Source organism: Desulfatiglans parachlorophenolica (assembly GCF_055394735.1).
Map to the genome: position 1 here is coordinate 1171992 of NZ_AP042460.1, position 25401 is coordinate 1197392.

The 25401-nt window shown below is 59.4% G+C and carries 21 protein-coding genes and 1 tRNA gene; 18 read left to right on the top strand and 4 right to left on the bottom strand.

Annotation, left to right across the window (positions count from 1 at the left end; all coding sequences use genetic code 11):
- Positions 1-55 precede the first annotated feature (55 nt).
- From ACZ500_RS05500 to ACZ500_RS05510, 3 genes are all read left to right on the top strand, one after another.
- Positions 56-1324: a tetratricopeptide repeat protein gene (locus tag ACZ500_RS05500; RefSeq protein WP_464231511.1), complete on the top strand. Its 1269-nt coding sequence runs from the start codon at positions 56-58 to the stop codon at positions 1322-1324.
- Between the two features lie 5 nt (positions 1325-1329).
- Positions 1330-3939, top strand: a complete 2610-nt coding sequence (gene mutS / locus ACZ500_RS05505) for a DNA mismatch repair protein MutS (protein WP_464231512.1) — start codon at positions 1330-1332, stop codon at positions 3937-3939.
- A gap of 111 nt (positions 3940-4050) precedes the next feature.
- A complete protein-coding gene (locus tag ACZ500_RS05510; RefSeq protein WP_464231513.1) occupies positions 4051-5862 on the top strand; it encodes an N-acetylmuramoyl-L-alanine amidase in 1812 nt (603 codons plus the stop codon).
- Between the two features lie 146 nt (positions 5863-6008).
- On the opposite strand, the gene prfB is transcribed toward ACZ500_RS05510, so the two are convergent.
- From prfB to ACZ500_RS05530, 4 genes are all read right to left on the bottom strand, one after another.
- A protein-coding gene (prfB, locus tag ACZ500_RS05515) for a peptide chain release factor 2 (RefSeq protein WP_464231514.1) occupies positions 6009-7116 on the bottom strand; the annotation gives its coding sequence in 2 pieces (ribosomal slippage) (positions 6009-7052 and positions 7054-7116; 1107 coding nt in all).
- The gene (locus ACZ500_RS05520) at positions 7101-7418 is read right to left on the bottom strand and encodes a hypothetical protein (RefSeq protein ID WP_464231515.1); all 318 of its coding nucleotides are present in this window, start codon (positions 7416-7418) and stop codon (positions 7101-7103) included. Before ACZ500_RS05520 ends, prfB begins: the two co-directional genes overlap by 16 nt.
- Before the next feature lie 335 nt (positions 7419-7753).
- Positions 7754-9358 (bottom strand): apolipoprotein N-acyltransferase, encoded by a 1605-nt coding sequence (lnt, locus tag ACZ500_RS05525; RefSeq protein ID WP_464231516.1) that lies wholly within the window; start codon positions 9356-9358, stop codon positions 7754-7756.
- Positions 9355-10119: a hemolysin family protein gene (locus tag ACZ500_RS05530; RefSeq protein ID WP_464231517.1), complete on the bottom strand. Its 765-nt coding sequence runs from the start codon at positions 10117-10119 to the stop codon at positions 9355-9357. Before ACZ500_RS05530 ends, lnt begins: the two co-directional genes overlap by 4 nt.
- A gap of 331 nt (positions 10120-10450) precedes the next feature.
- On the opposite strand from ACZ500_RS05530, the gene ACZ500_RS05535 reads away from it, so the two are divergent.
- The 15 genes from ACZ500_RS05535 (at position 10451) to ACZ500_RS05605 (ending at position 25368) form a co-directional block, all read left to right on the top strand.
- Positions 10451-10526 (top strand) — tRNA-Gly (locus ACZ500_RS05535).
- Between the two features lie 208 nt (positions 10527-10734).
- Entirely contained in the window at positions 10735-11202 is a 468-nt protein-coding gene (locus ACZ500_RS05540; RefSeq protein WP_464231518.1) for a ribosome maturation factor RimP, read from the top strand.
- 40 nt (positions 11203-11242) lie between these two features.
- Entirely contained in the window at positions 11243-12547 is a 1305-nt protein-coding gene (gene nusA, locus ACZ500_RS05545; RefSeq protein WP_464231519.1) for a transcription termination factor NusA, read from the top strand.
- Between the two features lie 79 nt (positions 12548-12626).
- Positions 12627-12803 carry a DUF448 domain-containing protein gene (locus tag ACZ500_RS05550; protein WP_464231520.1) on the top strand — a complete coding sequence of 59 codons (177 nt, stop codon included), beginning with the start codon at positions 12627-12629 and terminating at the stop codon, positions 12801-12803.
- Between the two features lie 60 nt (positions 12804-12863).
- Positions 12864-15686: a translation initiation factor IF-2 gene (infB, locus tag ACZ500_RS05555; RefSeq protein WP_464231521.1), complete on the top strand. Its 2823-nt coding sequence runs from the start codon at positions 12864-12866 to the stop codon at positions 15684-15686.
- 6 nt (positions 15687-15692) lie between these two features.
- Positions 15693-15980, top strand: coding sequence for a DUF503 domain-containing protein (locus tag ACZ500_RS05560; protein ID WP_464231522.1), 288 nt, complete (start codon positions 15693-15695; stop codon positions 15978-15980).
- Positions 15981-16209: 229 nt separating this feature from the next.
- Positions 16210-16578, top strand: coding sequence for a 30S ribosome-binding factor RbfA (rbfA, locus tag ACZ500_RS05565; RefSeq protein ID WP_464231523.1), 369 nt, complete (start codon positions 16210-16212; stop codon positions 16576-16578).
- A complete protein-coding gene (locus ACZ500_RS05570) occupies positions 16568-17539 on the top strand; it encodes a DHH family phosphoesterase (RefSeq protein WP_464231524.1) in 972 nt (323 codons plus the stop codon). Before rbfA ends, ACZ500_RS05570 begins: the two co-directional genes overlap by 11 nt.
- Complete coding sequence (gene truB, locus ACZ500_RS05575; RefSeq protein WP_464231525.1) at positions 17529-18458, top strand: tRNA pseudouridine(55) synthase TruB; 930 nt, start codon at positions 17529-17531, stop codon at positions 18456-18458. Before ACZ500_RS05570 ends, truB begins: the two co-directional genes overlap by 11 nt.
- Positions 18459-18607: 149 nt before the next feature.
- Positions 18608-18859, top strand: a complete 252-nt coding sequence (gene rpsO / locus ACZ500_RS05580; protein WP_464233003.1) for a 30S ribosomal protein S15 — start codon at positions 18608-18610, stop codon at positions 18857-18859.
- Between the two features lie 61 nt (positions 18860-18920).
- The gene (gene pnp / locus ACZ500_RS05585; RefSeq protein WP_464231526.1) at positions 18921-21011 is read left to right on the top strand and encodes a polyribonucleotide nucleotidyltransferase; all 2091 of its coding nucleotides are present in this window, start codon (positions 18921-18923) and stop codon (positions 21009-21011) included.
- Complete coding sequence (locus tag ACZ500_RS05590; RefSeq protein WP_464231527.1) at positions 21011-22267, top strand: M16 family metallopeptidase; 1257 nt, start codon at positions 21011-21013, stop codon at positions 22265-22267. The genes pnp and ACZ500_RS05590 overlap by 1 nt, the downstream gene beginning before the upstream one ends.
- A 256-nt stretch (positions 22268-22523) precedes the next feature.
- On the top strand, positions 22524-22976 hold the full coding sequence (dut, locus tag ACZ500_RS05595) for a dUTP diphosphatase (RefSeq protein WP_464231528.1): 453 nt from the start codon (positions 22524-22526) through the stop codon (positions 22974-22976).
- 272 nt (positions 22977-23248) lie between these two features.
- Entirely contained in the window at positions 23249-24748 is a 1500-nt protein-coding gene (locus tag ACZ500_RS05600) for a bifunctional metallophosphatase/5'-nucleotidase (protein ID WP_464231529.1), read from the top strand.
- Between the two features lie 98 nt (positions 24749-24846).
- Positions 24847-25368, top strand: coding sequence for a GAF domain-containing protein (locus ACZ500_RS05605; RefSeq protein WP_464231530.1), 522 nt, complete (start codon positions 24847-24849; stop codon positions 25366-25368).
- Positions 25369-25401: the final 33 nt, after the last annotated feature.

Genomic DNA, 25401 nt, shown 5'->3' on the forward strand with positions numbered 1-25401 from the left:
CGCCGGATGTGCAGGGTTTGTGGTGCCGCGGTGATTTCCTCGAAAGGGGATGGGTTTGTTCGATAAGGTCCAGGATTGGCTGGCTGTCTTGACGGAAGGGAAAGCCGTTTTTTTTGCCGGGACGGCCTTCGTGGGAGGGGTGTTTGCCGGTATGGGTTTCTGGCGATCGAGAAAGGACAGGCGGCAGCGCAAAAACGAGAAAGAGGATCCCGCCTTTTTCAAGGGGATCCAGTACATCCTGTCCAACGATCAGGATCATGCCATCGAGGAGTTCACCAAATCCGTCAAGGTCAATTCGGACACCATCGAGACCTATGTCGCCCTGGGGAATCTTTACCGCTCCAAGGGCGATATCGACCGCGCGATACGCATCCGCCAGAGCATCATGCTGAGGCCCAATGTCGATGAACGGATCAGGGTACGCGCGCTCTATGACCTCGGCCTGGATTACCGCAAAGGCGGTTTCCTGAACAGGGCCCTCAAGGTCCTCCTCGATGTTGCGCACAAGGACCCCGGCAATCTCGAGAACCTCCAGGAGATCGAAAAGATTTACGAAGAGCTGCGCGAGTGGGAGAAGGCCTACAACATCCGTCAGAGGATCGCTAAATTGATGCGGGAAGACCAGGGGCACATCCTTGCGCATCATCTGGTCGAGGCGGGAAAGGTCTACCAGGAGCAGGGGGATTTCAACCGTGCGAAGAGCGCATACAACAAGGCTCTCGGCAGCGACAAGGCGTGCGTCGATGCCTATCTCCACCTTGGAGATCTGTATTTCGAGCGGGAGGAGTACAAGAAGGCGATCGCCATCTGGGAGAGGATCTTCGACGTGGCACCCGATTTCCTGTTTCTGTGCTACAACCGGCTCGAGCGTGCCTGTTCCAGGATGGAAAACCTCAAACCGATCGGAGAATTTCTCAAGGCGTGCGTAGAAAAGCGGCCGGACGCCTTCGGCCATATGGCCTTGGCGCGCTATTTTCAGGCTGAAAAGGACGGTGCCGCCGCCCTCGCGGAGATCGAAAAGGCATTGGAGCTGAACCCCTCGCTCTGGGAGGCTCGGCGTTTCAAGGGACGTCTGCTGCTGGACGAGGGGCGGACCGAAGACGCCCTTGCCGAATACGGCAGGCTCCTCGAGTTTCTGACGATTCCCTACCTTTCCTTCCAGTGTGAACGCTGCGGCTTCGAACCGAAGGAACTCCTGTGGCAGTGCCCTCAATGCAGGCACTGGGACAGCATCAAGCCCGTGGACACCCAACGCAGGCGGACGGTCGCCATCCAGAACGAAGTTCGCGATCCGGTGGCTGTCAACGGCGGTCCACACTCCTAGATCCGATGTCCCATATGACACCGATGCTCAGACAGTACACAGGCATCAAGGGGCAATACCCGGATGCCATTTTGTTTTTTCGGATGGGCGATTTCTACGAGATGTTTTTCGACGACGCCCTGACGGCCTCGCGTGTGCTGGGCATTACCCTGACGAATCGGGGGACCTGGCAGGGTGAAAAGGTCCCGATGTGCGGGGTTCCGCACCATGCCGTTCGGGGGTATATCGCGAGGCTCGTCCAAAGCGGGTTCAAGGTGGCTGTCTGCGATCAGATGGAGGATCCGCGGCTTGCCAAAGGAATCGTCAAACGGGAGGTCGTGCGGTTGGTCACCCCCGGCTCCATCCTGGACCAAGAAGATCTCGAAAGATCGGCCAACCTTTTCATGGCGGCCTTGAGCGCCGAAGAGGGAGTCTACGGTCTGGCTTACGCAGATCTGTCGACAGGGGAATTCAGGGTGACCGAGTCGGGCTCGCCCAGGGAAATCATGGACGAGCTTGCCCGGATCGCCCCGGCCGAGGTGCTTGTCCCGGAAGGCACGCCTGAACCGGATGGGACGCTCAGGTCGCGTTACCGCATCGAAACGCTGCGGGCCGAGAGCCTGGAGCCCTCCGGCGCGGCTGGGCTCCTGAAGGCGCAGTTCGGTGTCTGCTCCCTGGATGGATTCGGCTGCGAAGGACTTCGGGCGGGGCTTACCGCCGCCGGGGCGCTGGTTTACTATCTGCGCGAGATCCACAAGGGGTACCCGGAGCACATCAAGGAACTTGTCCGCTATCACCTGGGGGATTACATGTTCCTGGACGAGGCGACGGTCGCCCATCTCGAACTGCTCAAGACCATGCGGAGGCAATCGGAGAAGGGCTCGCTCTTCCAGATCCTGGACCGCACGGTGACCCCCATGGGATCCAGGCTTCTCAGGCGGTGGATCGCCTATCCGCTCATCCGGCCCGAATCGATTCGGGAGCGCCTCTCCGCGGTGGGGTTTTTCCGCGAAGCGCCCTTCGATCGCAGCGTCGTGAGGGAGCGGTTGGAGCGGATGTATGACGTCGAGCGTCTGAACGGGCGGGTAGCGATGGGCCGTGCCAACGCGCGTGACCTTGTGAGCCTGAAGCTGTCCCTCGATCTGATTCCGGCGCTGAAGGCACGCCTGCAGGGTGCGGCCTGCGAGAAGGTGGCGCAGATGGCCGACGCCCTGGATGCCCTCGAGGAAGTCGCCGCTCTCATCGGGGAGGCCATCCACGAGGAACCCCCGGCCGGGCTCAAGGAGGGCGGGATCATCCGCGAGGGTTATCATGCGGAACTCGACCGCCTGATCTCCATGGCCCGGGACGGGAAGGGGTGGATCGCCCGCTTTGCTGCAGGCGAGCAGGAGCGGACGGGCATTGCAAACCTCAAGGTAGGATTCAACCGGGTCTTCGGCTATTACATCGAGATCTCGAAGGCCAACCTTCATCTGGTTCCGGATGACTATATCCGTAAGCAGACGCTCGCCAACGGTGAGCGCTATGTGACACAGGAACTCAAGGAGATGGAGGAGCGGGTGCTCGGTGCGGAGGAGCGCCGCATTACGCTCGAGTTGGAACTCTTCGAAGAGGTCCGTGCGCGGGTGGCGTCCCACAATCAACGGATCAAGGCGACGGCGGCGTTGATCGCGGAGCTGGACGCCCTTGCCGGATTGGCCGAAGCGGCCGAAAAATACCATTATTGCTGCCCGGTCATCCACGAGGGAAGATCGATCGAGATCACGGAGGGTCGCCACCCTGTCATCGAGCAGACCGTCCGGGAGGAGGACTTCGTCCCGAACGACATCCTGATGGATGACGAATCCCGGCAGATCCTGATCATCACGGGACCCAACATGGCGGGGAAGTCGACTATCCTCCGCCAAACAGCGCTGACGGTGCTCATGGCGCAGATGGGCAGTTTCGTCCCAGCAGAAAAGGCGGTCATCGGGTTGGTCGACCGCATTTTTACCCGCGTCGGCGCGTCGGACGATCTCGCCAGGGGTCAGAGCACCTTCATGGTGGAAATGACCGAGACGGCCAATATCCTCCGCCACGCCACGCCGAGGAGCCTGGTGGTCCTGGACGAGATCGGACGGGGAACCAGCACCTATGACGGGTTGAGCATTGCCTGGGCCGTGGCCGAGGCGCTTCACGACAGGGACGGACAGGGGGTCAGAACCCTTTTTGCGACGCATTACCACGAATTGACCGATCTGTGCGCCACCAAGCCGCGTGCGCGGAACCTGACGATTGCAGTCAGGGAATGGAATGACCGGATCATCTTTTTGCGCAAACTTGCGCCCGGGGGTGCCAGCCGCAGTTACGGCATCCAGGTGGCACGGATCGCCGGTCTGCCCGAAAGTGTGCTTGAAAGAGCGAAGGAAATCCTGGAGAATCTGGAAGGCAGGGAACTCGACGAGATCGGGAGACCCCAGATCGCTCGTTCGAAGAGCAGACGTCAGGATGAAAATAGGGCAGCACAGCTGCATCTGTTTCCGCATCACGATGCGCAGTTGAGCGATTGGATACGAAAGTTGGACCTTTCCTCCATGACGCCTCTCGAGGCCCTTCTGGAATTAAACAAACTGCAGGAGTTCATCGATAAACCATAAGACCGCGCGCGAAAAAGGCAGCCCCCTTCGTCTTTCCGGCTGAAGCACTTTTCCTTGCCTCGCGGCAGTTACGCCGCACTCACGCGATATGACGACGACCTGAGGTCCTTTGTGAAAAAGGCCGAAATAACCCGTTTCATCCAGATCATGCTTTTGGCAACCTCCACCATGCTGGCCCTGGCCTGCCTCGGAGGAGGGCAGGCAACGGGGGAGGCTGTCCCCTCCGCGCAGGTGCTGCTCCATTCCGGTGACGTCTGCCGTAAAGGCCTGCTCCAATCCCCCGAAAAGAGAAAATTCCGCGAGAACTGGCTCGCCTGTATCGGGACCTATTCCCGGATCTATACGCTCTATCCAGACAAGGATGAATCGGCCTGGGCCCTCTACCACGCGGCGAGGCTTTACCGCGACATGTTCGAGGTTTCCCGCCTGCCCTGCGATATCGATGAGGCGCTGAAGCTCTTTCAGCGCCTGCTGGACCGATACCCGGATCACCGCCTCGCGGACGATGCCTTGTTCGGCATGGCCGACATCCATGAAACCCAGCGGAAAGATTTCACCCAGGCCTACCTCGAGTATCTGAAGGTCACGATCCGTTATCCGGATGGCGATATGCGGCCCTTCGCCTCGAAGCGGCTCGATGTCCTCAGCAAGGTCATGAGCCGGCAAAAGGGCACCGCTTCCTCAGGAGGCGGGAAAGGCGTGGCGGCGCCGCCGGAGGAGTCCGCGCCTCGCGAGCGAGATGCTCAACCGGGGAAGGCGCCTTCCGGGAAGGCTCGGGTAACCGACATCCGCTACTGGTCAACCCCGAGCTACACGCGCGTCGTCGTGGATCTGAGTGCGCCTGTCAGCTACAAGGAACATCTGCTCAAGGCAGATCCCGATGCCCATAAACCGCGGCGGTTTTACCTCGATCTCGAAAACGCCGTCGTACCGGCTGAAATCAGCCCCGTCATTCCCATCAAAGACGACCTTCTGCAGAAGGCTCGGGCCGGGCAGTACGACAAAGATACCGTGCGGGTTGTACTGGACATGGAGAAGGTGGGACGCTACAAGGTGTTCCATCTTTACGATCCGTTCAGGATCGTCGTGGATATCCAGCGGCTGGAAGAAAAGGAGCCTGCGGCGGCCGCCCCGAAGGCTTCAGCCCCCACCAAGCGACCCGTGCAGAAAGGGGTCCGCAAGGCCGAAAAATCCAGCAAGGATTCTGTCTCGCTGGCTCGCCAGCTGGGGCTCGGCGTCAATCGGATCGTCATCGACCCCGGGCACGGGGGCAAGGACCCGGGCTGCAGCGGTTACGGCGGCCTGCGCGAGAAGGAGATCACCCTTTCCCTTGCCAGGGTACTGGCTGCAGAGATCAAAAAGGAACTCGGTTGTGAGGTCATCCTCACGCGAACGAAGGATGTCTATCTACCCCTCGAGCGGCGAACGGCCATCGCCAACATGGAGAAGGCGGACCTGTTCATCTCACTGCACGTCAACGCCCACCGCGACAGCCGCGTTAACGGCCTCGAAACCTATTTTCTGAACATGGCCCTGGACGAAAACGCTATGATGGTGGCCGCCCGGGAAAACGCCACCTCGGAGAAGAGCATCAGCGACCTGCAAAACATCCTGAACGATTTGATGATGAATACGAAGATCAACGAATCGAGCCGTCTGGCTTACCAGGTGCAGGGCGGCATGGTGAAGCGGCTCAGGCGCGGTTACAAGGATCTAAAGGATCTCGGGGTGAAACAAGCCCCGTTCTACGTTCTGATCGGCGCCCAGATGCCCGCCATCCTCGTCGAGATCGGCTTCATCACGAACGGCTCGGAGCGGAAGCGCCTGCCTACTGCGACCTATCAAAGCCGTGTGGCGCAGGGCATCGCTGCGGGGATCAAAGCGTATGTGCAGGAGATGACAGCGGCTTACAAGGGAGGTTGATCCGGCCTCCGGATGCCTTCTTGTGCGTCTCCAAAGGGGCCCCCTGGCACAGCAGGCGGCTGGTAACTCGCCCAAGACCGCGCCGCCGGCCCCCGATCGGTCGGGGGTTTTGCCAAGGCCTCAGGGGGCTCGAAGCCCCCCCGGCTTTAATGCGCTGTTCTTCCCCGCTTCAGGTAGGCATCGATAAAGAGATCGATATCGCCGTCCATGACTTTCTCGACGTTGCCGATCTCGGTGTTCGTGCGGTGGTCTTTGACCAGTCTGTAGGGATTGAAGACGTATGAGCGGATCTGGCTCCCCCAGGCGATCTCCTTCTGCGCGTGGTGGATCTCCTGCTTTTTTTGCTCCTGCTTGTCACGTTCGAGGTCATAGAGCTTCGAACGGAGCACCTTCATCGCCATGTCCTTGTTCCGGTGCTGCGATTTCTCGTTCTGACACTGGACCACGATGCCGGTGGGTAGGTGGGTGATCCGGATAGCCGAACTGGTCTTGTTGACGTGCTGCCCGCCTGGTCCGCTGGCCCGGAATGTATCGATTCGCAGGTCCTTTTCGTCAATGTCGATGACGATGTCGGCATCGATTTCGGGCAGAACCGAGACCGACGCGAAGGAGGTATGCCGCCTGCCCGTGGCGTCGAACGGGGAAATCCTCACCATGCGATGGATTCCGTGCTCGGACCTGAGATACCCGTAGGCGTAGGGGCCCTGCACCGTAAAGGTGATATTCTTGATCCCCGCCTCTTCCCCTTCCAGGTAGTCGATCACCTGCACCTTCAGGCCTTTTTGTTCGGCCCATCGGGCATACATCCGGAAGAGCATTTCCACCCAGTCCTGCGCCTCCGTGCCGCCGGCCCCCGCGTTGATCGCGACGATAGCGTTGCGCTTGTCGTCGGCTCCGCCGAGGATGGATCGGAATTCTAGGGTGCGGATCTCCTTCTCGAGTTCATCGAGATCTCGCTCCACCTCCTTCAGCGTCTTCTCGTCCTTTTCCTCCATAGCCATCTCGGCCATGATCCGGGCCTCCTCGGCCTCGCGGACAAATCTCTCCCACAGGGTGATCACTTCGGACAGTGCGGCTCGCTCCTGAGTCATGTTCGAGATCTCGTCCTGATCCCTTTGCCAGAAATCCGGCATAGCCATGACTTTTTCGAGTTTGGCCAAGGCTTCGGAGCGGCTCTCCAAGTCAAAGATGACCTCGCAGCGCATATAAGACGTCCATCACCTGATCGATTCTTTCAATCAATTCTTGAGACATATAAACCTCCTTGGATATACCTTGGGAAATGAAAATGAAGGCATTGAACATTTTCCATCGTGAAACGTACGGCCTTTCGACAGCGGGGGTTGCGTCCCCCTGCGCCGATACGGCCGTATTTCTACTTTGACTCGTTGTCTGGTGTCCATCCGGGAATAATTTCCCGGTACAACCCCGTTTCCAATCCGGAAATGAGGATTTTTGCCAGCATCGAGGAGATCGGGCGTTTGCGCGGAGGCGACCTGTAGATCGGCACAGGAGTAAACGTGCAGCTTGATGCCGAGATTGGGCAAAAAGACCATTTCCAGATACAAGCTATTTTAACGCTTGAGGAAACGAATGCAAGCAAATGATTTCTCGGTTCCGCGAGAAGGCCGGTTCTCGCGCCGGCTCCACGGCCGCTCCGGGTGGATGGTCAAATCCTGCTGCGGGAGGGAAAACCTCAAAACGGTGGGGTGCCCCTCCGGGCTTGGGCTGCATCCATCTCCTTTGGGGCGGGGTCTCCCGGGCGAGGCCCGGTGGGGCCACCGCCGGAGAGCCTTCCTTCAGGCGCTCCTCGATGGTGCGCCGGTTGTGCTGGATAAAGCATTTCCGGATGGATACGCGATGGTATGCAGTTCTGCGAAGGAGATTGCCGTCAGTGCCTGCGCCTCCAGGCGAGGGTGGTGCGGATCAGGACGATCAGGCCCAGGAGGACGATCCACCCATCCCCCCAGTGGGTATAAATCGTTCCGCTCGTCGAAGGTGTGAGCGCAACTTCATGTACAAGCACGGCTTCCGTGAAGAGCGGACTGCTTTCGAGGATCCTTCCCGTCGGTTCGACAAACGCGGAGATCCCCGTGTTGGCCGCCCTGACAAGTGAGACGCGGTTTTCGACCGCCCGGAAGACGGACATGGCCAGGTGCTGATACGGGGCGCTCGACCGGCCGAACCAGGCATCGTTCGTGATGTTGACGAGCAGATTGGCGCCCGCCCGGACTTGGCCCCGCGCCAGTTCAGGGAATACGGCCTCGAAACAAATCAGGACACCGAGGTCGATGCCCTGGTGGCGGATCGGGATCGGTCCCCGCCCCGCGGTGAAATCTCCGGCTGCGGGGACCAGTCGATCGATGAAAAAGAGTAGACGCTTCAAGGGGACATACTCACCGAATGGCACGAGGTGGACCTTGTCGTAGAAGCCGACCGTAAGCCCGTCGCGCGAAAGCAGATAAGCGCGGTTATAGTAACGGGTCCTGCCCTCTGCTCGATCGTAGGCCGGGCTTCCGAAGAGAAGCGGTACGCCGGAGTCCCGGGCGGTCTGACTCACGCGCTCCGAAAGGTCTTCGTGATCCAGGCCGAAAAAAAAAGGCGCCGCCGTCTCGGGCCAGACGACCAACCCGGGACCCTCTTTCATGGCGGCCTCGGTCAAACGCCGATAACGCTCGACCGTCCGCTCCTGATAAGCGGTGTCCCATTTGAGGGATTGATCGATGTTGGCCTGCACGAGGGCAACATCGAGGCCTTCTGCGTCCCGCGCAGCGGAGCCTACATGTCGATCGAGGCGCGCGAATCCGTATGCGAGCGCGGCGCCCAGCATGAGAAGTCCAATGAGAAGAGCGACCGCGCTCCTGGCCGTGAAGGCGTTCCGTGGATTGCGGACCAGACGGTAAAGCGCGATATTGATCAATACGATCAAAAACGAAAGGCCGCCGGCACCGGTTATATCGGCCATCTGGATCAACGGAAGGTTGTCGAACTGGGAGACTCCGAGAGGGCACCATGGAAAACCGCTCAGCAGACGGCCGCGGACGAGTTCGAGGGCCGTCCACAAGCCTGCGCCCCAAAGGGGAGCCGCCGGCAAATCGGCAAGCAGACGGTAAAGCGCCGAGAAAAGGGCCGGATAAAGCGCCAGGTAGAGGCAGAGCAAGAGAAGAGGCGGCACTGCCAGCAGCGGGTGCAGTCCGCCGTAGTGACCGAGAACGAAGAGGATCCAGTAGAGGAGGGTTACGTAGTGGACAAACCCGGCGCAGAGGCCGATGCGGAAGGCGGCCGCCGGGGCGAGACCTTCCGCGGCCCACAGGAGCGGGATGATCGCCACCCACGCAAGCCAATCGAGCGGGGAGGGCGGAAATGCAGCGCTGAGGGCAAGGCCGCTCACACCGGCCAGACAGAAGCGCAGCAGACGCGGTAGGCTGCCCCTCGAGGGTGAAAAGACGCTGCCTGGCGGGTTCACTGCCGATGAAGAGCCATGCTTCGAGATCACGAGGGGAACCCGCTGGAGGGATCGGGCACCCCGCTTTTTCTGGGGGTGATCAGAACCTTGTCGACCCGTCGCTGATCCGCTTCCTGAACGATGATGTCGAAGTCATGGAATGGAACGGAAGCCCCTTTTTGCGGGATCCCACCGAACAGATGAATGACGAGGCCGCCGACGGATTCAAAATCCCCTTCGGGCAGATCGACCTTGAGATAGTCGGCCATCTCGTCGGCCTCGAGCCGCGCGTCCACCAGAAGCGACCCGTCATCCTGCACGCTCAGCAAAGGCTCTTCGGTGTCGTGTTCATCCATGATATCACCGACGATTTCTTCGACAATATCTTCGATCGTGATGATGCCGGCCGTGCCGCCATACTCGTCGGTCAGGATCGCCATGTGGGTCTTGCGGGCTCGCAGTTCCCGGAGCAATTCTCCGATCAACTGTCCGCGGGGCGCGAAAAATGGCTTCCGCAGGATGTCGAGCGGCAGCGGCATGCCTGGATCGTGCCCCCAGAGCCGAAGGAGATCCTTAGCGTGTAAAATGCCAACGATATCGTCGACGCTGTTCCTGTGAATGGGTATGCGTGTGTGTCCGCAGGTATTGACCAGAGCGATGACTTCACCGAGGGTGGCGTCGATCGAGGCGGAGGAGATCTCTATGCGGGGGATCATGATGGATTGGGCCTTCGTCTCTCTCAGATCGAGCACGCCGAAGACCATATCCGATTCTTCGTCGCTGATAAGGCCTTTTGCCTGCCCTTCGTCCATCAGGCCATGCATTTCTTCCGCAAGGTCAGAATGGTTCCCGAGGGCGTGCTTTTTGCGGAACAATAAGCGGAGAAACTTGACGAAACCTTGTCCCGGAGGTTCTTCCAATGATCTTTTCTGCTCCTCTGAAAACGGCTTGGAGTAAATGCCAGGATGACTGAAAAAACGGGATTTCCAGTTTGAATTATCTTTGAATTCTAAGCGGAGTTCCGATTGAAGTCAAGATTTTTGGAAAGCGGCAAACATGTGAAAATATAGCTTGACTAAGGTTCGCGAATCATCTATCCTGCTAAGTCAAAAGGATATAGAATATCCTTGTTCGAGGTCATGAGCGGGCATAGCTCAGTTGGTAGAGTACAAGCTTCCCAAGCTTGGTGTCGCGGGTTCGACCCCCGTTGCCCGCTCCAGCCTTAGCCCTTTTTGTGGGCCCTGAACCCTTTTTGAGGTTGGTTGCCCGGGTTGGAAGGGGAACGACTTTGAATTGCGGACCTAGTGACGTTTTATCACATGCTTTAAACCTCAGCACGCGATGATGTGATTAAGCGCTGAACAATCTAGTCTGCACGTTTGAAGCGGGCCCTTGTGCCCGTTTTTTTTGTTTTCAGGGGATGGCGCATGTCCAGCGAAAAGGTCCTCGATGCCGTGGAGGAATTGATCGATCCGATCCTTCAGGATCAGGGCTGTGAACTGGTCGATCTCGAGTATCTGCAGGAGAGTGGGCGTTGGGTTCTCAGGATCTTTGCGGATCTGCCGGGAGGGATCACCCTGGACGACTGCGCGCGGTTGAGCCGCGAAATCGGTGATCTCCTCGATATCCGTGATATTATCGATCACGAATATGTCCTGGAAGTCTCCTCCCCGGGGCTCGACCGGCCGCTCAGAAAGGCCGGAGATTTCGAACAGGCCATTGGAAAAAGGGTGAAGATCGCCACCCACACCCCGATCGAGGGGCGTAGGAATTTCCTGGGGCTGCTCGAAACCTTCAAGGAGGACACTTTGCAGGTGGCCGTGGACCAGCATGTGTTTCAGATCCCTCTGCATGCGGTGCGCAAGGCGAATCTCGTTTACGAGTTTGTCGATTGACCTCTACCTTCACACTGAAACTCCGGAGTGGAAATAAGCGATGATTTCGGATTTAAAACGGATGATCGAGCAGGTGAGCCGTGAAAAGGGCATTGACCCCTACATCCTCGTAAAGGCCCTCGAAGAGGCTGTCAAAGCGGCTGCCCGAAAGAAGCACGGTCCGGATTATGAACTGGAAGTCACCTACAATGAAGAGTTGGGTGAGATAGAGGTCTTCGAATTCAAAGAGGTGGTTACCGAGGTCACTAGCCCGGCCCTGCAGATCGACCTGAAGAAGGCCAGAGAGATCGACCCGGAATGCGAACTCGGTGACGATCTGGGCGTGAAGATGGACACGGAGGCGTTCGGGAGGATCGCGGCCCAGTCGGCCAAGCAGGTCATCATGCAGCGGCTCAAAGAGGCGGAGCGTGATATCGTTTACGACGATTTCAAGGATCGGCGCGGCGAGATCATCAACGGCATCGTGCAGCGCTTCGACCGGGGCAACATCGTTGTCAATCTCGGCCGTACAGAGGCCGAGCTGCCGCTCAAGGAACAGATCAGCAAAGAAACCTACCGGCAAGGGGACCGCATCCGGGCCTATATTCTGGATGTGCGGCAATTCAGCCGGGGTCCGCAGATCATCCTTTCGCGGACCCATCCGAATTTTCTGGCGGCCCTTTTCGAAAACGAGGTCCCGGAGATCAGCGAGGGGATTGTTCAAATCGTTCAGGTCGCGAGGGAGCCTGGCAGTCGTGCGAAGATCGCCGTCGCCTCCCGGGATAGCGACGTCGACCCGGTGGGGGCCTGTGTCGGCATGAAAGGCAGCCGGGTGCAGGCCGTTGTGCAGGAATTGCGGGGGGAGAAGATCGACATCGTCACATGGAATCCCGATCCGGCCAAATTCATCTGCAACGCCCTTGCGCCGGCCGAGATCGTCCGTGTGATCGTCGATGAAACCGGCCACTCCATGGAAGTCGTGGTTCCGGACGATCAGCTGTCTCTTGCCATCGGGAAAAAGGGACAGAACGTCAGACTGGCTTCCCGCCTGACCGGCTGGGCGATCGAGGTTACCAGTGAGACGAATTATAACGCCGCCCTGAAACAAGGGTATCAATCCTTGATCGCTATAGAAGGCGTCAGCGAAAAGATAGCCAGCGAACTCTATGAAGACGGGTTTCGCTCGGCCCGCGACCTGGCGGTCGCTTCCACGAACGATCTTCTATCTCTGCCGGATATGACCGAGGAAAAAGCGGCCGGCATCATCGAGGGCGCGAGGCAGGGAATCGCGAAGCCCGAGGAAACCGACCGCGAAGACGAGGTGCTCCCGGACGCGCCTGGGGCGGAGGAACCCCCCGGTGCGTAGAAGGGGTGGGGGCAGGCATATCCCCATGAGGACGTGTATCTCCTGCAGGCGGAAACGTCCCAAGGCGGAGATGGTCCGGATGACTGTGGGTGCGGACGGGGGTGAGATACTTTACGGCGGATCGGAAGGCCGCGGGGCTTATGTTTGCCGTGATGCGCAGTGCTGGACAGCGATTTTCGAAGGGGGTCGGCTGCGCAGGGCGTTCAGACGCGAGGTGAAGGGGCGCGTTCCGGCGGATCCGCCCTGGAACGGGTGAGAGAGTTTTTTCCAGGCGGTGCGGCTGCAAAGATATCTGTAAAACTTCTGGGGGGGTTACATGGCGAAAGTCAGAGTTTACGAACTTGCAAAAGAGCTCAGCGTAGACAGCAAGAAGCTGGTGGAGGATCTGAATGCAGTCGGCATCGACGTCAAGAATTACATGAGCACCCTTGACGAAGAAGCGGTTGCGCAAGCCAGAAAACTTGGCTCGAGCCCTGTCGCGGAAGTGATCGAGGAAAAGCGGGTCAAGCCGACCGTTATCCGGCGCAGGAAAAAGCGGATCGAGGTGGAGGAACCCGTTGCAGCCGAGGCCGCCCCCCCGGCCGAGGAAGGCCTTCACCCGGTCGGAATTCCCGAAGAGGAGTTCGTTGGTGCACAGCCGGAAGCGGCGGCCCAGGTCTCGATCGAGGTAAGCCCCCCGCATGCAGTGGAAGAGGCTATGTTCGAAGAGGCCCCGCCCCCGACGCAGGAAGGCGTTCAAGTTGGGGCGAGGGCCGAGGAGACGCCGGCTTTGGAGGCCGCGGCGGAATTGGAAGAAGAAGTGGAAAGACAGGCGGCTTACGCGGAGGAGATTCCTGCCGCCCCTGAAGAGGCCGCGGAGACCGTTCAACCCGAGGAGGCGCCGCAAAAGGCCGAAGAAGGGAAACCGGCTGCTATCGAGGCTGCACCCGCTGAAGCGATGCAGAAGGCACCATCCGCTGAACCGCTTCCATCGCCCCGTGAGGGCAAATCCAAAGCCAAGAAATCCAAGAAGAAAAAGATAGATCAGCCCGCGAGGATCATCAAACGCGCTGAAGAAGGCCCTTTGAAGGATTTGATAGCCAGGGAGGGCGTCGAGGAGGCCGCGGAAGAGGAGGTGCCTGCAGCCGCCGCACGGGCTATGACACCTGCCGAAATCGCCCGCGATGTCTCGGAGAAGGCCAAGAAGGGAAAACCCACCCGCAAGAAAAAGGATCGAAAGCTCGAAGAGGCGGAGGAGGCGGCGGAAAAACGCAAGGCGCGCAAGAAAGAGGTCTATGAGCGGGCCGATCTCTATCAGGGCCGTGGGAAGCGCAAGGACAAGAAGGGTGCAAAGCCCGGCAAGGAGGCGCCCAAGCGTGCAAGACAGACCGAGATCACAGTGCCCAAGGCCATCAAACGCCGCATCAAATTTCAGGGATCGGCGACCGTCGGCGAATTGGCCAAGGCGATGGGCGTTAAATCCGCTGACCTTATCCGCAAGCTTCTGCAACAGGGGCTCATGGCAAACATCAATCAGTCCCTCGATTACGAGACGGCCTCTCTGATGGCGGACGATTTCGGCTACGAGCTCGAGAGGGAGGTCTTCGAGGATGCCGCCATCCTGGCGGAGACGGAGGACCGTCCGGAGGATCTGATTCCCAGGCCGCCGGTGGTCACCATCATGGGGCATGTCGACCACGGCAAGACCTCTCTCCTCGACTACATCCGCGACTCCAAGATCACCGAGGGCGAATCGGGCGGGATTACCCAGCATATCGGCGCTTACTACGTCCGGACCGAGGGGGGCGACATCGTTTTTCTGGATACGCCCGGTCATGAGGCCTTCACCGCCATGCGTGCACGCGGTGCGAAGGTGACGGACCTGATCGTGCTGGTCGTGGCTGCGGATGACGGGGTAATGCCGCAGACACGGGAGGCGATCAACCATGCCCGTGCGGCGCAGATCCCGATCGTCGTGGCGGTCAACAAGATCGACAAGCCCGAGGCCAACATCGACCGGGTCAAGCGCGAACTGGCCGAACTCGATCTCGTTCCCGAGGAATGGGGCGGGCAGGTGATCTTCGGGTACATCTCGGCCAAGACCGGGGAAGGCGTCGACGACTTGCTCGGGCTCATCCTCCTGCAGGCCGAGATGATGGAACTCAGGGGGAACGTGAACAAACCCGGGCGGGGCATCGTGATCGAGGCCCAACTGGATAAGTCCAAAGGGCCTGTAGCGACGGTCCTCAACAAGAACGGGACGCTGCGCCCGGGCGACTACATCGTCATAGGAGAATACTATGGCCATGTGAGAGCTATGGCCGACCATCGCAGCGCAAGGGTGGACAAGGCCGGTCCTTCCGTCCCGGTCGAGATCTACGGCATCAACGGCGTACCGATGGCCGGCGACGAGTTTGCAGTCGTGCCCGACGAGAAGACCGCCAAGATGATCATCGAACACCGCAAAGGCCGCGTCAAGCCCCAGGAGGCCAAACGCGGTCTGGTGAGCCTCGACGACCTCTTCGACCGCATCAAGGAGGGCGAGGTCAAGGAGTTGAACATCGTCCTCAAGACAGATGTGCAGGGTTCGCTCGAGGCCCTTGCGGACTCGCTCGTCAAGCTCAGCACCGACGAGGTCAAGCTCAAGATCATCCACTCGGCTACAGGGGCCATCACGGAATCCGATGTCATGCTGGCGGCTGCCTCCGGTGCGATCATCCTCGGTTTCAACGTCCGGGCGAACCCGCGGGTGCGCGATATCGCCGAGAAGGAGCAGGTCGATATCCGCTACTATGATGTCATCTACAACGCCATCAAGGATATTCGTCTGGCGATGGCCGGCCTGCTCGAGCCCGTTTATAAGGAACAGGTGATCGGACGCGCGGAGATCCGGGAGACGTTCAAGATCCCCAAGGTGGGGGTCATTGCCGGATGCCAGGTGACCGACGGACATGTCGAGCGGAATGCACGCGTCAGGCTGCTGCGGGAGGACGTCGTTATTTTCGACGGGCGCCTCGCGTCTCTGCGCCGATTCAAGGAAGATGTCAAAGATGTGCAGACCGGGTATGAATGCGGCATCGGCCTCGAGAACTTTCAGGACATCAAAAGCGGAGATGTCGTCGAGGCTTACCACGTCGAAGAAGTGGCCGCGGAGCTCTAAGAAGAGATGGTCGTAGGCGCGCTCAGGATCGTGTTTTTTCTGGCGGACTGCCATTCGCTCAAGGGAAAACGCAAGGTGGTCCGCAGTATGGTGGACAAGGTCAAGGCCAAGTTCAACGTCTCCATCGCCGAAGTCGACTCCAACGACAAATGGCAGAAGATCGAGTTGGGTGTCGCCGTTATCGGCAACGATCGGCGCTATGTCGACTCATGCCTCAACCATGTCCGCGATTATCTGGAGTCCTTGTATCTCGCCGATATCGTTCACACTGAGACGGAGGTGATCAACCTGTGATCGCCGCCCTGCACGGAATGCTCTTCCCCGCGGCCGCCTGCCTTTCCTTGAAGGTGCAGAGGAGAATAGGCGGCTGTTCTTTTTGGTATGATGTCCGCCGTTCGATGGGTGTCCCGCCCGATGTGGGTGTCCGGCGCACCGCATCCGGCGTTGGCTCCGGCCGCGAGCCGGTGCAGCGCCCGGAACGGCTTTTTCAAGAGCGAAGGAATTAGACAATCAGGTCGAAAGAATGCTTGCTGGAACAAGATCCAGAAAGGTCGGAGACGAGATTCTGAGGGAGATGGCCATGATCCTTCTCGAAAGCGTGAAAGACCCACGTACCCGCGAAGTCACTCTGACCGGCATCAAGCTGAGCAGCGATCTCCAAAAAGCGCGTGTCTATTACAGCATCATCGGCGGGCATGAGACGGTGCAGAAGGCGCAAGCGGGACTCGACAGCGCCAAGGGGTTCATCAAACGCCGGATCGCGGTCAAGATGTCCCTGAGATACGTGCCCGAGATCGTCTTCGAGCATGACCCCTCCCTCGAGAGAGGGAGTGAAATGGAACGGCTCTTCGAATCTATTCGGAAGGATACCCCCACAAACGATGCTGAATGAACTGGCCCGGATCCTGCGCGAGGAAAGGCGCTTTGTCATCACCACTCACAAACATCCAGACGGGGATGGTTTGGGGTCCATGCTGGCGCTCGGTCGGTCGCTCCAGTTGGCCGGGAAGGAGACCGTCCTGGTGACCGAGGAGCCGATCATCTCGCCTTTCGATCGTCTGAGCGGTGCGGAACGCGCGGTGCAGCGCTACAGCGCGGATGGGGGATCGGAGACGTTGGTCCTCCTCGATTGTGCTGATCTCGACCGGCCGGGAAAGGTCGTCGACGATTTGAAGGGCGACATCCAGGTGGTCAACATCGACCACCACGCCAGCAATACCTTTTTCGGGCGCTGCAACTGGGTGGAGCCTGACTGCTCTTCCACCGGAGAGTTGATCTACAGGCTGCTGCAGTATGCCGGATTGCCGATTGACCACAGTGTTGCGGAAAACCTCTTTATTGCCATTCAAAGCGACACGGGTTCTTTCCGCTATGAGAATGCTTCCGCCGCGGCCTTCAGCACCGCAGCGGCGCTTGTCGGGAGCTACGGCGTGCAGCCGTCGAGGTGTGCGCGGCTCATTCTGGACGAGTATTCACAGGCGCGGCTGCATCTCCTGAGAGCCACGCTCGGCACCCTTGAAACGCATCTCGAGGGGAAGCTCGCCATGCTCACGGTTTCGCTCGACATGTGCCATGAGGCCGACGCTTCAACCTCCGACAGCGACACCTTCGTGGACTATCCACGGTACCTCTCGGGCGTCGAGATCGGCGTTCTGGTGCGGCAGACCGCTGAAGAAGCCTACAAGTTCAGCCTCAGATCCAACGAGTTCGTCGACGTGGCCCTGCTTGCCAAACGGTTCGGGGGAGGGGGGCACAAAAGGGCTGCCGGATTCGATGCCGAGGGGCTGCTGCCGGATCTGAAGGGCATTTTTCTGGGCGCAGCGGCCGAGGTTCTGGAGATCCATGCGGCTTGACGGCATTCTGCTGGTGGACAAGGGGCCGGGTCAGACGTCCTACGCTGTGGTGGCCCGTGTCAAGTCGGTACTGAAGGGGCTCGGGGTCCGAAAGGTCGGGCATGCGGGTACGCTGGACCCTTTCGCTACAGGTCTCTTGATTATCCTGGTGGGGCAGGGGACGAAGCTGTCGCCTTTCCTGATGGGTGGGAGAAAGCACTATCGGGCTACCATGAGGCTCGGGGTCCAAACCGACACCCTGGACCCCGACGGTACAGTGACCGCTCGCCGCGCGGTGGAGGATTACAGCCGTAAGGATATCGAGGCGGCGGCCGGGCGCCTTGTCGGGCGCCGGCAGCAGGTCCCGCCGATCTATTCCGCAGTGTGGTGCAACGGCACAAGATCCTACAGACTCGCCCGAAAGGGGCTTCAGCCGGAACTCAAGGCCAGGCCGATCGAGGTGGATGCCTTGGATATCGTGAGCGTGCAGCTGCCTTTTGTCGATTTCGAGGTGTTCTGCTCCTCCGGGACCTACGTCAGATGCCTTGCTGCCGATTTGGGGGATGACCTCGGCGCGGGTGCTCATCTGACGTCGCTGCGGCGGATTCGAAGCGGGGGCTTGGATGTGGGGGATGCCTTCCCTTCGGCCTGCATCGACCAACTGCGGGATGAAAACCTGATCGGATCGCGCCTGCTCTCTCTGAATGCATCCATTTCTGACTTCCCGGGGGTGGAGATCGACCGGCAACTGGTGGAAAAGATCCGCAAAGGCTACCAGCCTTTGCCGGAGGATCTGGGTTTGGAGCAGGGTTTTTCAGAGATTTTCCCTGGTGGGCTTGCGAAGCTCGTCCACCGGGATGCGTTGGTGGCCATCTTGGAAATCAAGGGAGATCAGGGGGTAGGTTATGAGCGATTGAGCATCACCAGAGTGTTTTCATGATTTTTGAGGCGGCCATGCCCTTGGCCATTTCACGGTGAATGAAACAGACCCGAAGAGGAAGGCGGCATCCTGAGAAAAGAGCTATCCCGCCGGCCACATAAAGAAGCAATCGAGACAGGAGGTAATAAAAAGTGGTTCTCACGCCTGAGATGAAGAAGAAGATTATCGACGATTTCAAGATCCACGAGAAAGATACGGGTTCGCCTGAGGTGCAGATAGCCCTCCTGAGCGGAAGAATCCAGTACCTTACGGACCATTTCAGAACCCATAAAAAAGACCATCATTCACGTCGGGGTCTGTTGAAACTCGTAGGACAAAGAAGGCGTTTGCTCGAATATTTGAAGAAAAAGGACGTGGAAAAATACAGGACCGTGATCAAGGAACTCGGTATCCGCAAGTAGACAGTGGGCTTTTCCCGGCTCACGTGCTCGTTGTACATGAACTGAAAGGAATGGGAAAAACATGATAAAAAGCTGCAGTATCGATATTGAAGGCCGGCCGTTGCATCTGGAAAGCGGACGGATCGCGAGGCAGGCAAGCGGGTCGGTCGTTGTGACATTCGGGGAGACCGTCGTGCTCGTAACCGCTGTATCCACCGATGATATCCGCGAGGGGATCGATTTTCTTCCTCTGACTGTTGAATACCAGGAGATGTCCTACGCGGGGGGGCGCATCCCGGGGAACTTTTTCCGCAGGGACATGGGCAGGCCGAGCGAGCGCGAGACGTTGACCGCCCGTTTGATCGACCGCCCTCTGAGACCTCTTTTTCCGGAGGGGTATCATTTCGAGACCCAGATCATCGCCACGGTGCTTTCGACCGATCGGGAGAACGACGCCGAGGGGCTCGCTATCATCGGCGCATCGGCCGCGCTGGAGGTCTCGGACATCCCCTTTGCCGGCCCGATCGGGGGCGTGCGCGTCGGGCGGATCGGTGGACGCTTCATCACCAACCCGACACAAAGCGAACTTCTTGAGAGCGACATCAATCTGATCGTAGCCGGCAACCGGTCTGCGGTAGTGATGGTCGAGGGCGGCGGAAAATTTATCTCCGAATCCGAGATGATCGACGCCATTTTCTACGGTCACAAGGCGATTCAACCGATGCTCGACATGCAGGAGGAGCTCAAGGCCGCGGTCGGCAAAGCCAAGCGGGTGATCGAACCCCCTGCACGCGATGCGGCCCTGATCGCGCGGATCGAGGAACTCGCGAGCCCTTTGCTGGGGACGACCATTTCCATTGCCGACAAGCAGGAGCGGCAGCGCAGCCGCTCAGCCGCGCTCAAGACCGTATTCGACGCTTTGAAGGCGGACTACCCGGACCAGTCCTCCTTCATCAGGGAGCAGATGGACGCCCTAGAGCGGCAGTTGGTCCGCCGTATGATCCTGGACCAGGGCAAGCGGATCGATGGGCGGCCATTCGACGAGGTCCGACCGATCGAATGCGTTGCAGGGCTGCTGCCGCGGGTCCATGGCTCCGCGCTCTTTACGCGGGGTGAGACCCAGGCCATGGTCCTGACGACCCTTGGCACCCAGCAGGACGAACAGAAGATCGAATCCATCTACGGCGATCAGATGCGCTCCTTCATCCTCCACTACAACTTCCCGCCCTACAGCGTTGGAGAAGCCAAACGGCTCGGCGGACCCGGGCGCCGTGAGATCGGCCACGGCAACCTTGCCAGACGTGCACTGGAGCCCGTGATGCCCTCGAGCGACGAGTTCGAGTACTGCGTCCGCGTGGTATCGGAGATCCTCGAATCGAACGGCTCCTCATCCATGGCGAGCGTCTGCGGCGGGTGCCTCTCGCTGATGGACGCGGGCGTTCCGATCAAGGAGCCGGTGGCCGGCGTTGCCATGGGTCTTGTCTGTGAGGGGGATAATGTCGCGGTCCTGACCGATATCATCGGAGACGAGGACCATTATGGGGACATGGATTTCAAGGTGACGGGTACACGGACGGGCATCACCGCCGTTCAGATGGATATCAAGATGGAGGGGATCACGCCCGAAATCATGGGACGGGCGCTCGAACAGGCGCGTGAGGGCCGCGTCCATATCCTCGGGAAAATGGAGGAGGCCATCGCCAAACCGCGTGGGGAGGTCTCCCAGTATGCTCCCATCATCTCTGTCGTTCAGATCAAACCGGAAAAGATCCGCGACATCATCGGCCCGGGGGGTAAGATGATCCGGGAGATCAGCAACACCTCCGGGGCCAGGATCGATGTCACGGACGACGGCAAGGTGACCATCGCGAGCCAGGACAAGAAATCGGCCGATATCGCCATCGAAATGATCCGCAGCATCACCCAGGAGGCCGAGGTGGGGAGGATCTACAAAGGCAAAGTGGTCAAGATCATGGATTTCGGAGCCTTTGTCGAGATCTTTCCGGGCACGGACGGGCTGATACACATCTCCCAACTGGATCACGAGCGGGTCAACAGAGTATCCGACATCGTGAAAGAGGGGGATGAAGTCCTCGTGAAGGTGCTTGAAATCAATGATGATGGAAAAATCAGATTGTCCCGCAAGGCTGCCTTGGGAGAGAGTGTGGGTTGATGGTTCGGAAAACCGTACTGCCGAATGGACTCCGGATCGTCTCGGAGCCGCTTCGGTATCTTAAATCCGTATCCCTCGGGATCTGGGTAGACATCGGATCCCGCGACGAAACTGCCGTCGAGTGCGGCACGTGCCATTTCATCGAGCACATGCTCTTCAAGGGCACAAGGCGCCGGAGCGCACTCGATATCGCCCTGGAACTGGACGCGATCGGGGGGCTATCGAACGCCTTTACCGCCAAGGAGAATACCTGTTTTTACGCCCGGGTCCTGGACAAACATTTCGTGCGGCTTGCGGATATCCTGGCGGATATCGTCCTCAACTCGACGATCGCTCCGGAGGAGGTCGAGCGCGAGCGCCAGGTGATCCTCCAGGAGATCTGCATGGTGGAAGATACGCCGGACGAATATATCCACGACCTTTTCACCGCCCTTTCCTGGAAGGATCACCCGATGGGTATGCCGATCCAGGGGACTGAGCAGAGCGTCGACGGAATCGATCGGGCGGCGCTTACAGACTTCATCCGGAGGCGCTACGTGCCCGAAAGGACCGTAGTGGCCGCCGCTGGAAATATCGAACACGAAGAGGTGGTAGCGGTTTTCAAGCCCCTCTTCGAGGATTTTCCGCCAGGAGGGGACGCGCCGGCGAGGTCGATCCCGGAGCTGACGCCCGGTGTGATCGTCCATGAAAAAGACCTCGAGCAGGTGCACATCTGCCTTGGGGCTTCGGCGCCCTCGCAGCGGGATCCGCAGCGCTTTGCATCCGCCGTCTTCAACACCATCCTCGGCGGCAATATGAGTTCCCGGCTTTTCCAGGAGATACGCGAAAAGCGCGGGTTGGCCTATGCAGTCTATTCCTTCCTGTCTTCCTATGCCGATGCAGCGCTTCTCGGTGTCTACATGGCAACCGATGCACAGCAGGTAAACCCGGCCCTCGAGATCATCCACCGCGAGATCGGTAAGATCCGGCGCGGCGAGGTGAGCGAAAACGATCTTACCAATGCCAAGGAAAATCTGGTCGGAGGGCTTTACCTGGGAGCGGAGGGGGCCGAAGGGCGCATGATGCGCCTCGCGAAAAACGAGTTCCTTTTCGGCCGGTACGTTCCCTACGACGAGTTGGCCGAATCCATCGAAAGGGTGCGTTTGGATGAGGTCGTCGAGGTGAGCCGGAGCGTATTCGAAAACGGACGTCTGGCCCTTGCGACACTCGGGCCCTTGAAGCAGGGGGAACTCGCAGTCGATATCCTCCATTTTTGAACGATGCGGCGGCTTGCGCAGTCTGAGGGCTGCGCCTGCCGACCCTTTGAAAATAGGGAATGCCCTTTCCCGGGCGGCCGAGAAGCGCCGGCCCGACGGGATCTCCGGACGGACGCAGGGCGGCCCGCACGCACAAGAGTGAACATGCCCGAAAAGAAGGACGTTGCGGCCTTCGGCAAGAGGCCGCGGGTTCGGGCGGGTGGACCCTTGTAAAGATCACCGGAGCCGCAACCCCGGCAGGGGATGGAGATACGATATGAAACCCGTAGTCCTCCGGGTGAAGCGCCTGGATGCAACGCAATGGATGCCTCTGCCTGCCTACGCGTCCGAAGGCGCATCAGGGATGGATATCCGTGCGGCGATCCATGAGCCCATTACACTGGCCCCGGGGGAGTTCAGACGGATCCCGACAGGCCTCAGCATCGCCATCCCGCCAGGTTTCGAGGTTCAAATCAGGGCCAGGAGCGGTTTGGCTCTTCAGCACGGCATCGGGATGGTCAACGCCCCCGGAACGATCGACTCGGATTACCGGGGGGAGATCGGCGTCGTCCTGATCAACTGGGGGGAGCGGCCCTTTCGGATCGAACCCGGTGACCGGATAGCGCAGATGGTCCTCGCGCGCGTCTACCGCGCGATGTGGGTCGAAAGCGCCGCTCTCGAAGAAACCCAGAGGGGTTCCGGTGGGTTCGGCCACACCGGAATCGAATGACCTGAGCACCCATGTCTTCCCTCGACAAAGCCTGTTCCGATAACCGCCCAAAACGAAGGCGCCGCCCCTATATCTGCAGCGTCTGCGGCAAGGAGCAGCCCTTCTGCTGGACATGCCCGTGCGGTTTTCAGATCTGCAACACTTGTATGGACGAAAACCTCTGGGGACTGACCTGCAGCGGCGTTCAGTGGCAGTGCCCCGATTGCGGCCGGCTGCGACCGTTTTAGCCGCTTTACGTCTGTAAAGAGGCCGTTTCCACTTGGAGGTTTGGATTGCTTCAGCTTCTGTTGGCCCTTTTCCTGCCTGTCCTGCTCTTCCTGTCCCCGTCCGCCTCTAACGGCGCCGAGCAAAGCGTCGTCATCCTTCATCAGAACGACCTGCACGGCTGGCTTTTTCCTGCGGGGAACCGCAACGGCCTCTCCGAGGCGGCGAGGCTCCTCGAGGACATCTTTCGGGAGGAGCCCAACAGCTTTTATGCAATGGCCGGGGATCTCTTCACCGGACCGGATCTGCCGGCGGCCCGAAAGGGGAGAATGGAGACGGAACTCTGGAATGCCTTCCATCGGCACCTGTCGGAGAAGGGTTTCGGCGATCGAGTGATTTGGTCGCTTGGAAACCACGAATTCGATTATGGGCTTCCCGATCCGGCCTCATTTGCCTCCCCGCCGCTTTGCGCCAATCTCGTTCACCCGCGTCAGGGGCCGCTTTACAAGCCATATCAGGTCGTTGTGACGGACGAGGGCCTGAGGGTCGGATGGGTCGGGCTGCTGCTGGAGAAAAATCCGCGGGTGCTGCAGGAGGTCGAAAAGGCGGGGCTTGCCTTCCTCCCGATGCGGGAGGCGGTGGGGAAGGCCCTCCAGGAGATGGGCCGCCTGGACTTGACGGTGCTGCTGATCCACGACCATATCGACGTCATCCAGGAACTGGCCCGCGATCTGCCGCCTGAATGGGGCGTAGATCTCATTCTGGCGGGGCATGACCACCTGGTGCTCGAAAAACCGATTTATTCCGGAGGGATCCCGATCTGCGAGGCCGGGGCGATGAACCGTTTCTACGGGCGGGTCGACCTCCTTGTATCGGAGGGCGAGGCAACACGGTTGGAGAGCCAGATCGTTTTGTGGGGTCCGGACCGTCTGACCCACGCGACGATGCGTGTCAAGGAGTCCTTCGATGCGGGCCGCGGCGAGGTGGTGGCCATTCTCGAGCGATCGCTCGCAGGGAGCTATCTGCGGGAGCGGGAGAGCAGCCTCGGGGACTTTGTAACCGACGCCTTCCGTTGGGCGACCGGGACGGATATCGCGATGACCAACGGGTCATCGCTGAGGATGGACTTTCCCATCGCTTACGATCAGCCGCTCGAACTGCGGGAAGGAGATATGAAGGACATCAGCCCCTTTCGCAACGCACTCGTGACCACCAAGGTGAGCGGTGCCCAGGTGCTTCAGATACTGGAAGGCGAGGCCGAAGACTTTCAGAATCAGGTCTCGGGCATCCGGTATACCGTGAACATGAAAAACCCTCCAGGAAAGAGGGTCGAGGAGGTCGCGGTCAACGGCAAGCCACTCGTCCCCGGGCGGTGGTACACCCTCACGCACAACGCCTATTGCGCCGACCCGCGGAATATGCAAAGATATTTGCACATTCCCCCCGGGGGCATCACTTGGAAAATGACCCGTTGGAAGGATTTCGAAGCCCTGATCGGCTACGCCCGACATCTGAGAACCATCGATTACCCCACCGAAGCAATGGGGCGGATCGAGCAGAGGTTCTGATGGACGGCCTGAGCGCGACATCAGCGTTGCGCGGGCTCGGTGCACTGAACGTACCATCCGGAGATCCGGTGCCTTTCTGAACCGGGAAGGAGTCGACGATGCAGACCAACCCGATGGATACCTTTTTTTACGCCCTGGTGCGCGTAGTCGATACCGTATACCAGGACGAGGATCTCAGCGACTGCCTTTATTTCATTCTCTCCCTGGCGACTGAACTGACCGGGGGCAAGGGCAGCACGCTGCGTGTGCTGGAGCAGGGCACCTTCAATCTGAAGGTTGTGTCGAGCTACGGCCTCAGCCAGGAGTATCTTCAGACAGGGGCCATCGACTGCGGGAAGAGCATCACCGAGATCACGGAAGGGGACATTATCATCATCAACGATTTCGAAACGGATCCCCGCATCCGCAACCGGGATGTCGCGCGCCGGGAAGGAATCGCCGGGGTCATCGGGATCCCTTTTACCGTCAACGAAACGACCTACAGCATCCTGCGGGTTTACTACCCCATGAAGAAGACACCCACCCACGAGGAAATGGAACTGCTGAACACCCTCGGTAAATTGAGCTGCCTCGCCATTGAGCGAACGGCCCTTTCCGAAATGGAAAAGGATGTCTTTTGACCGCCCATGAACCCCTGACCGGGCGTGGGCAAT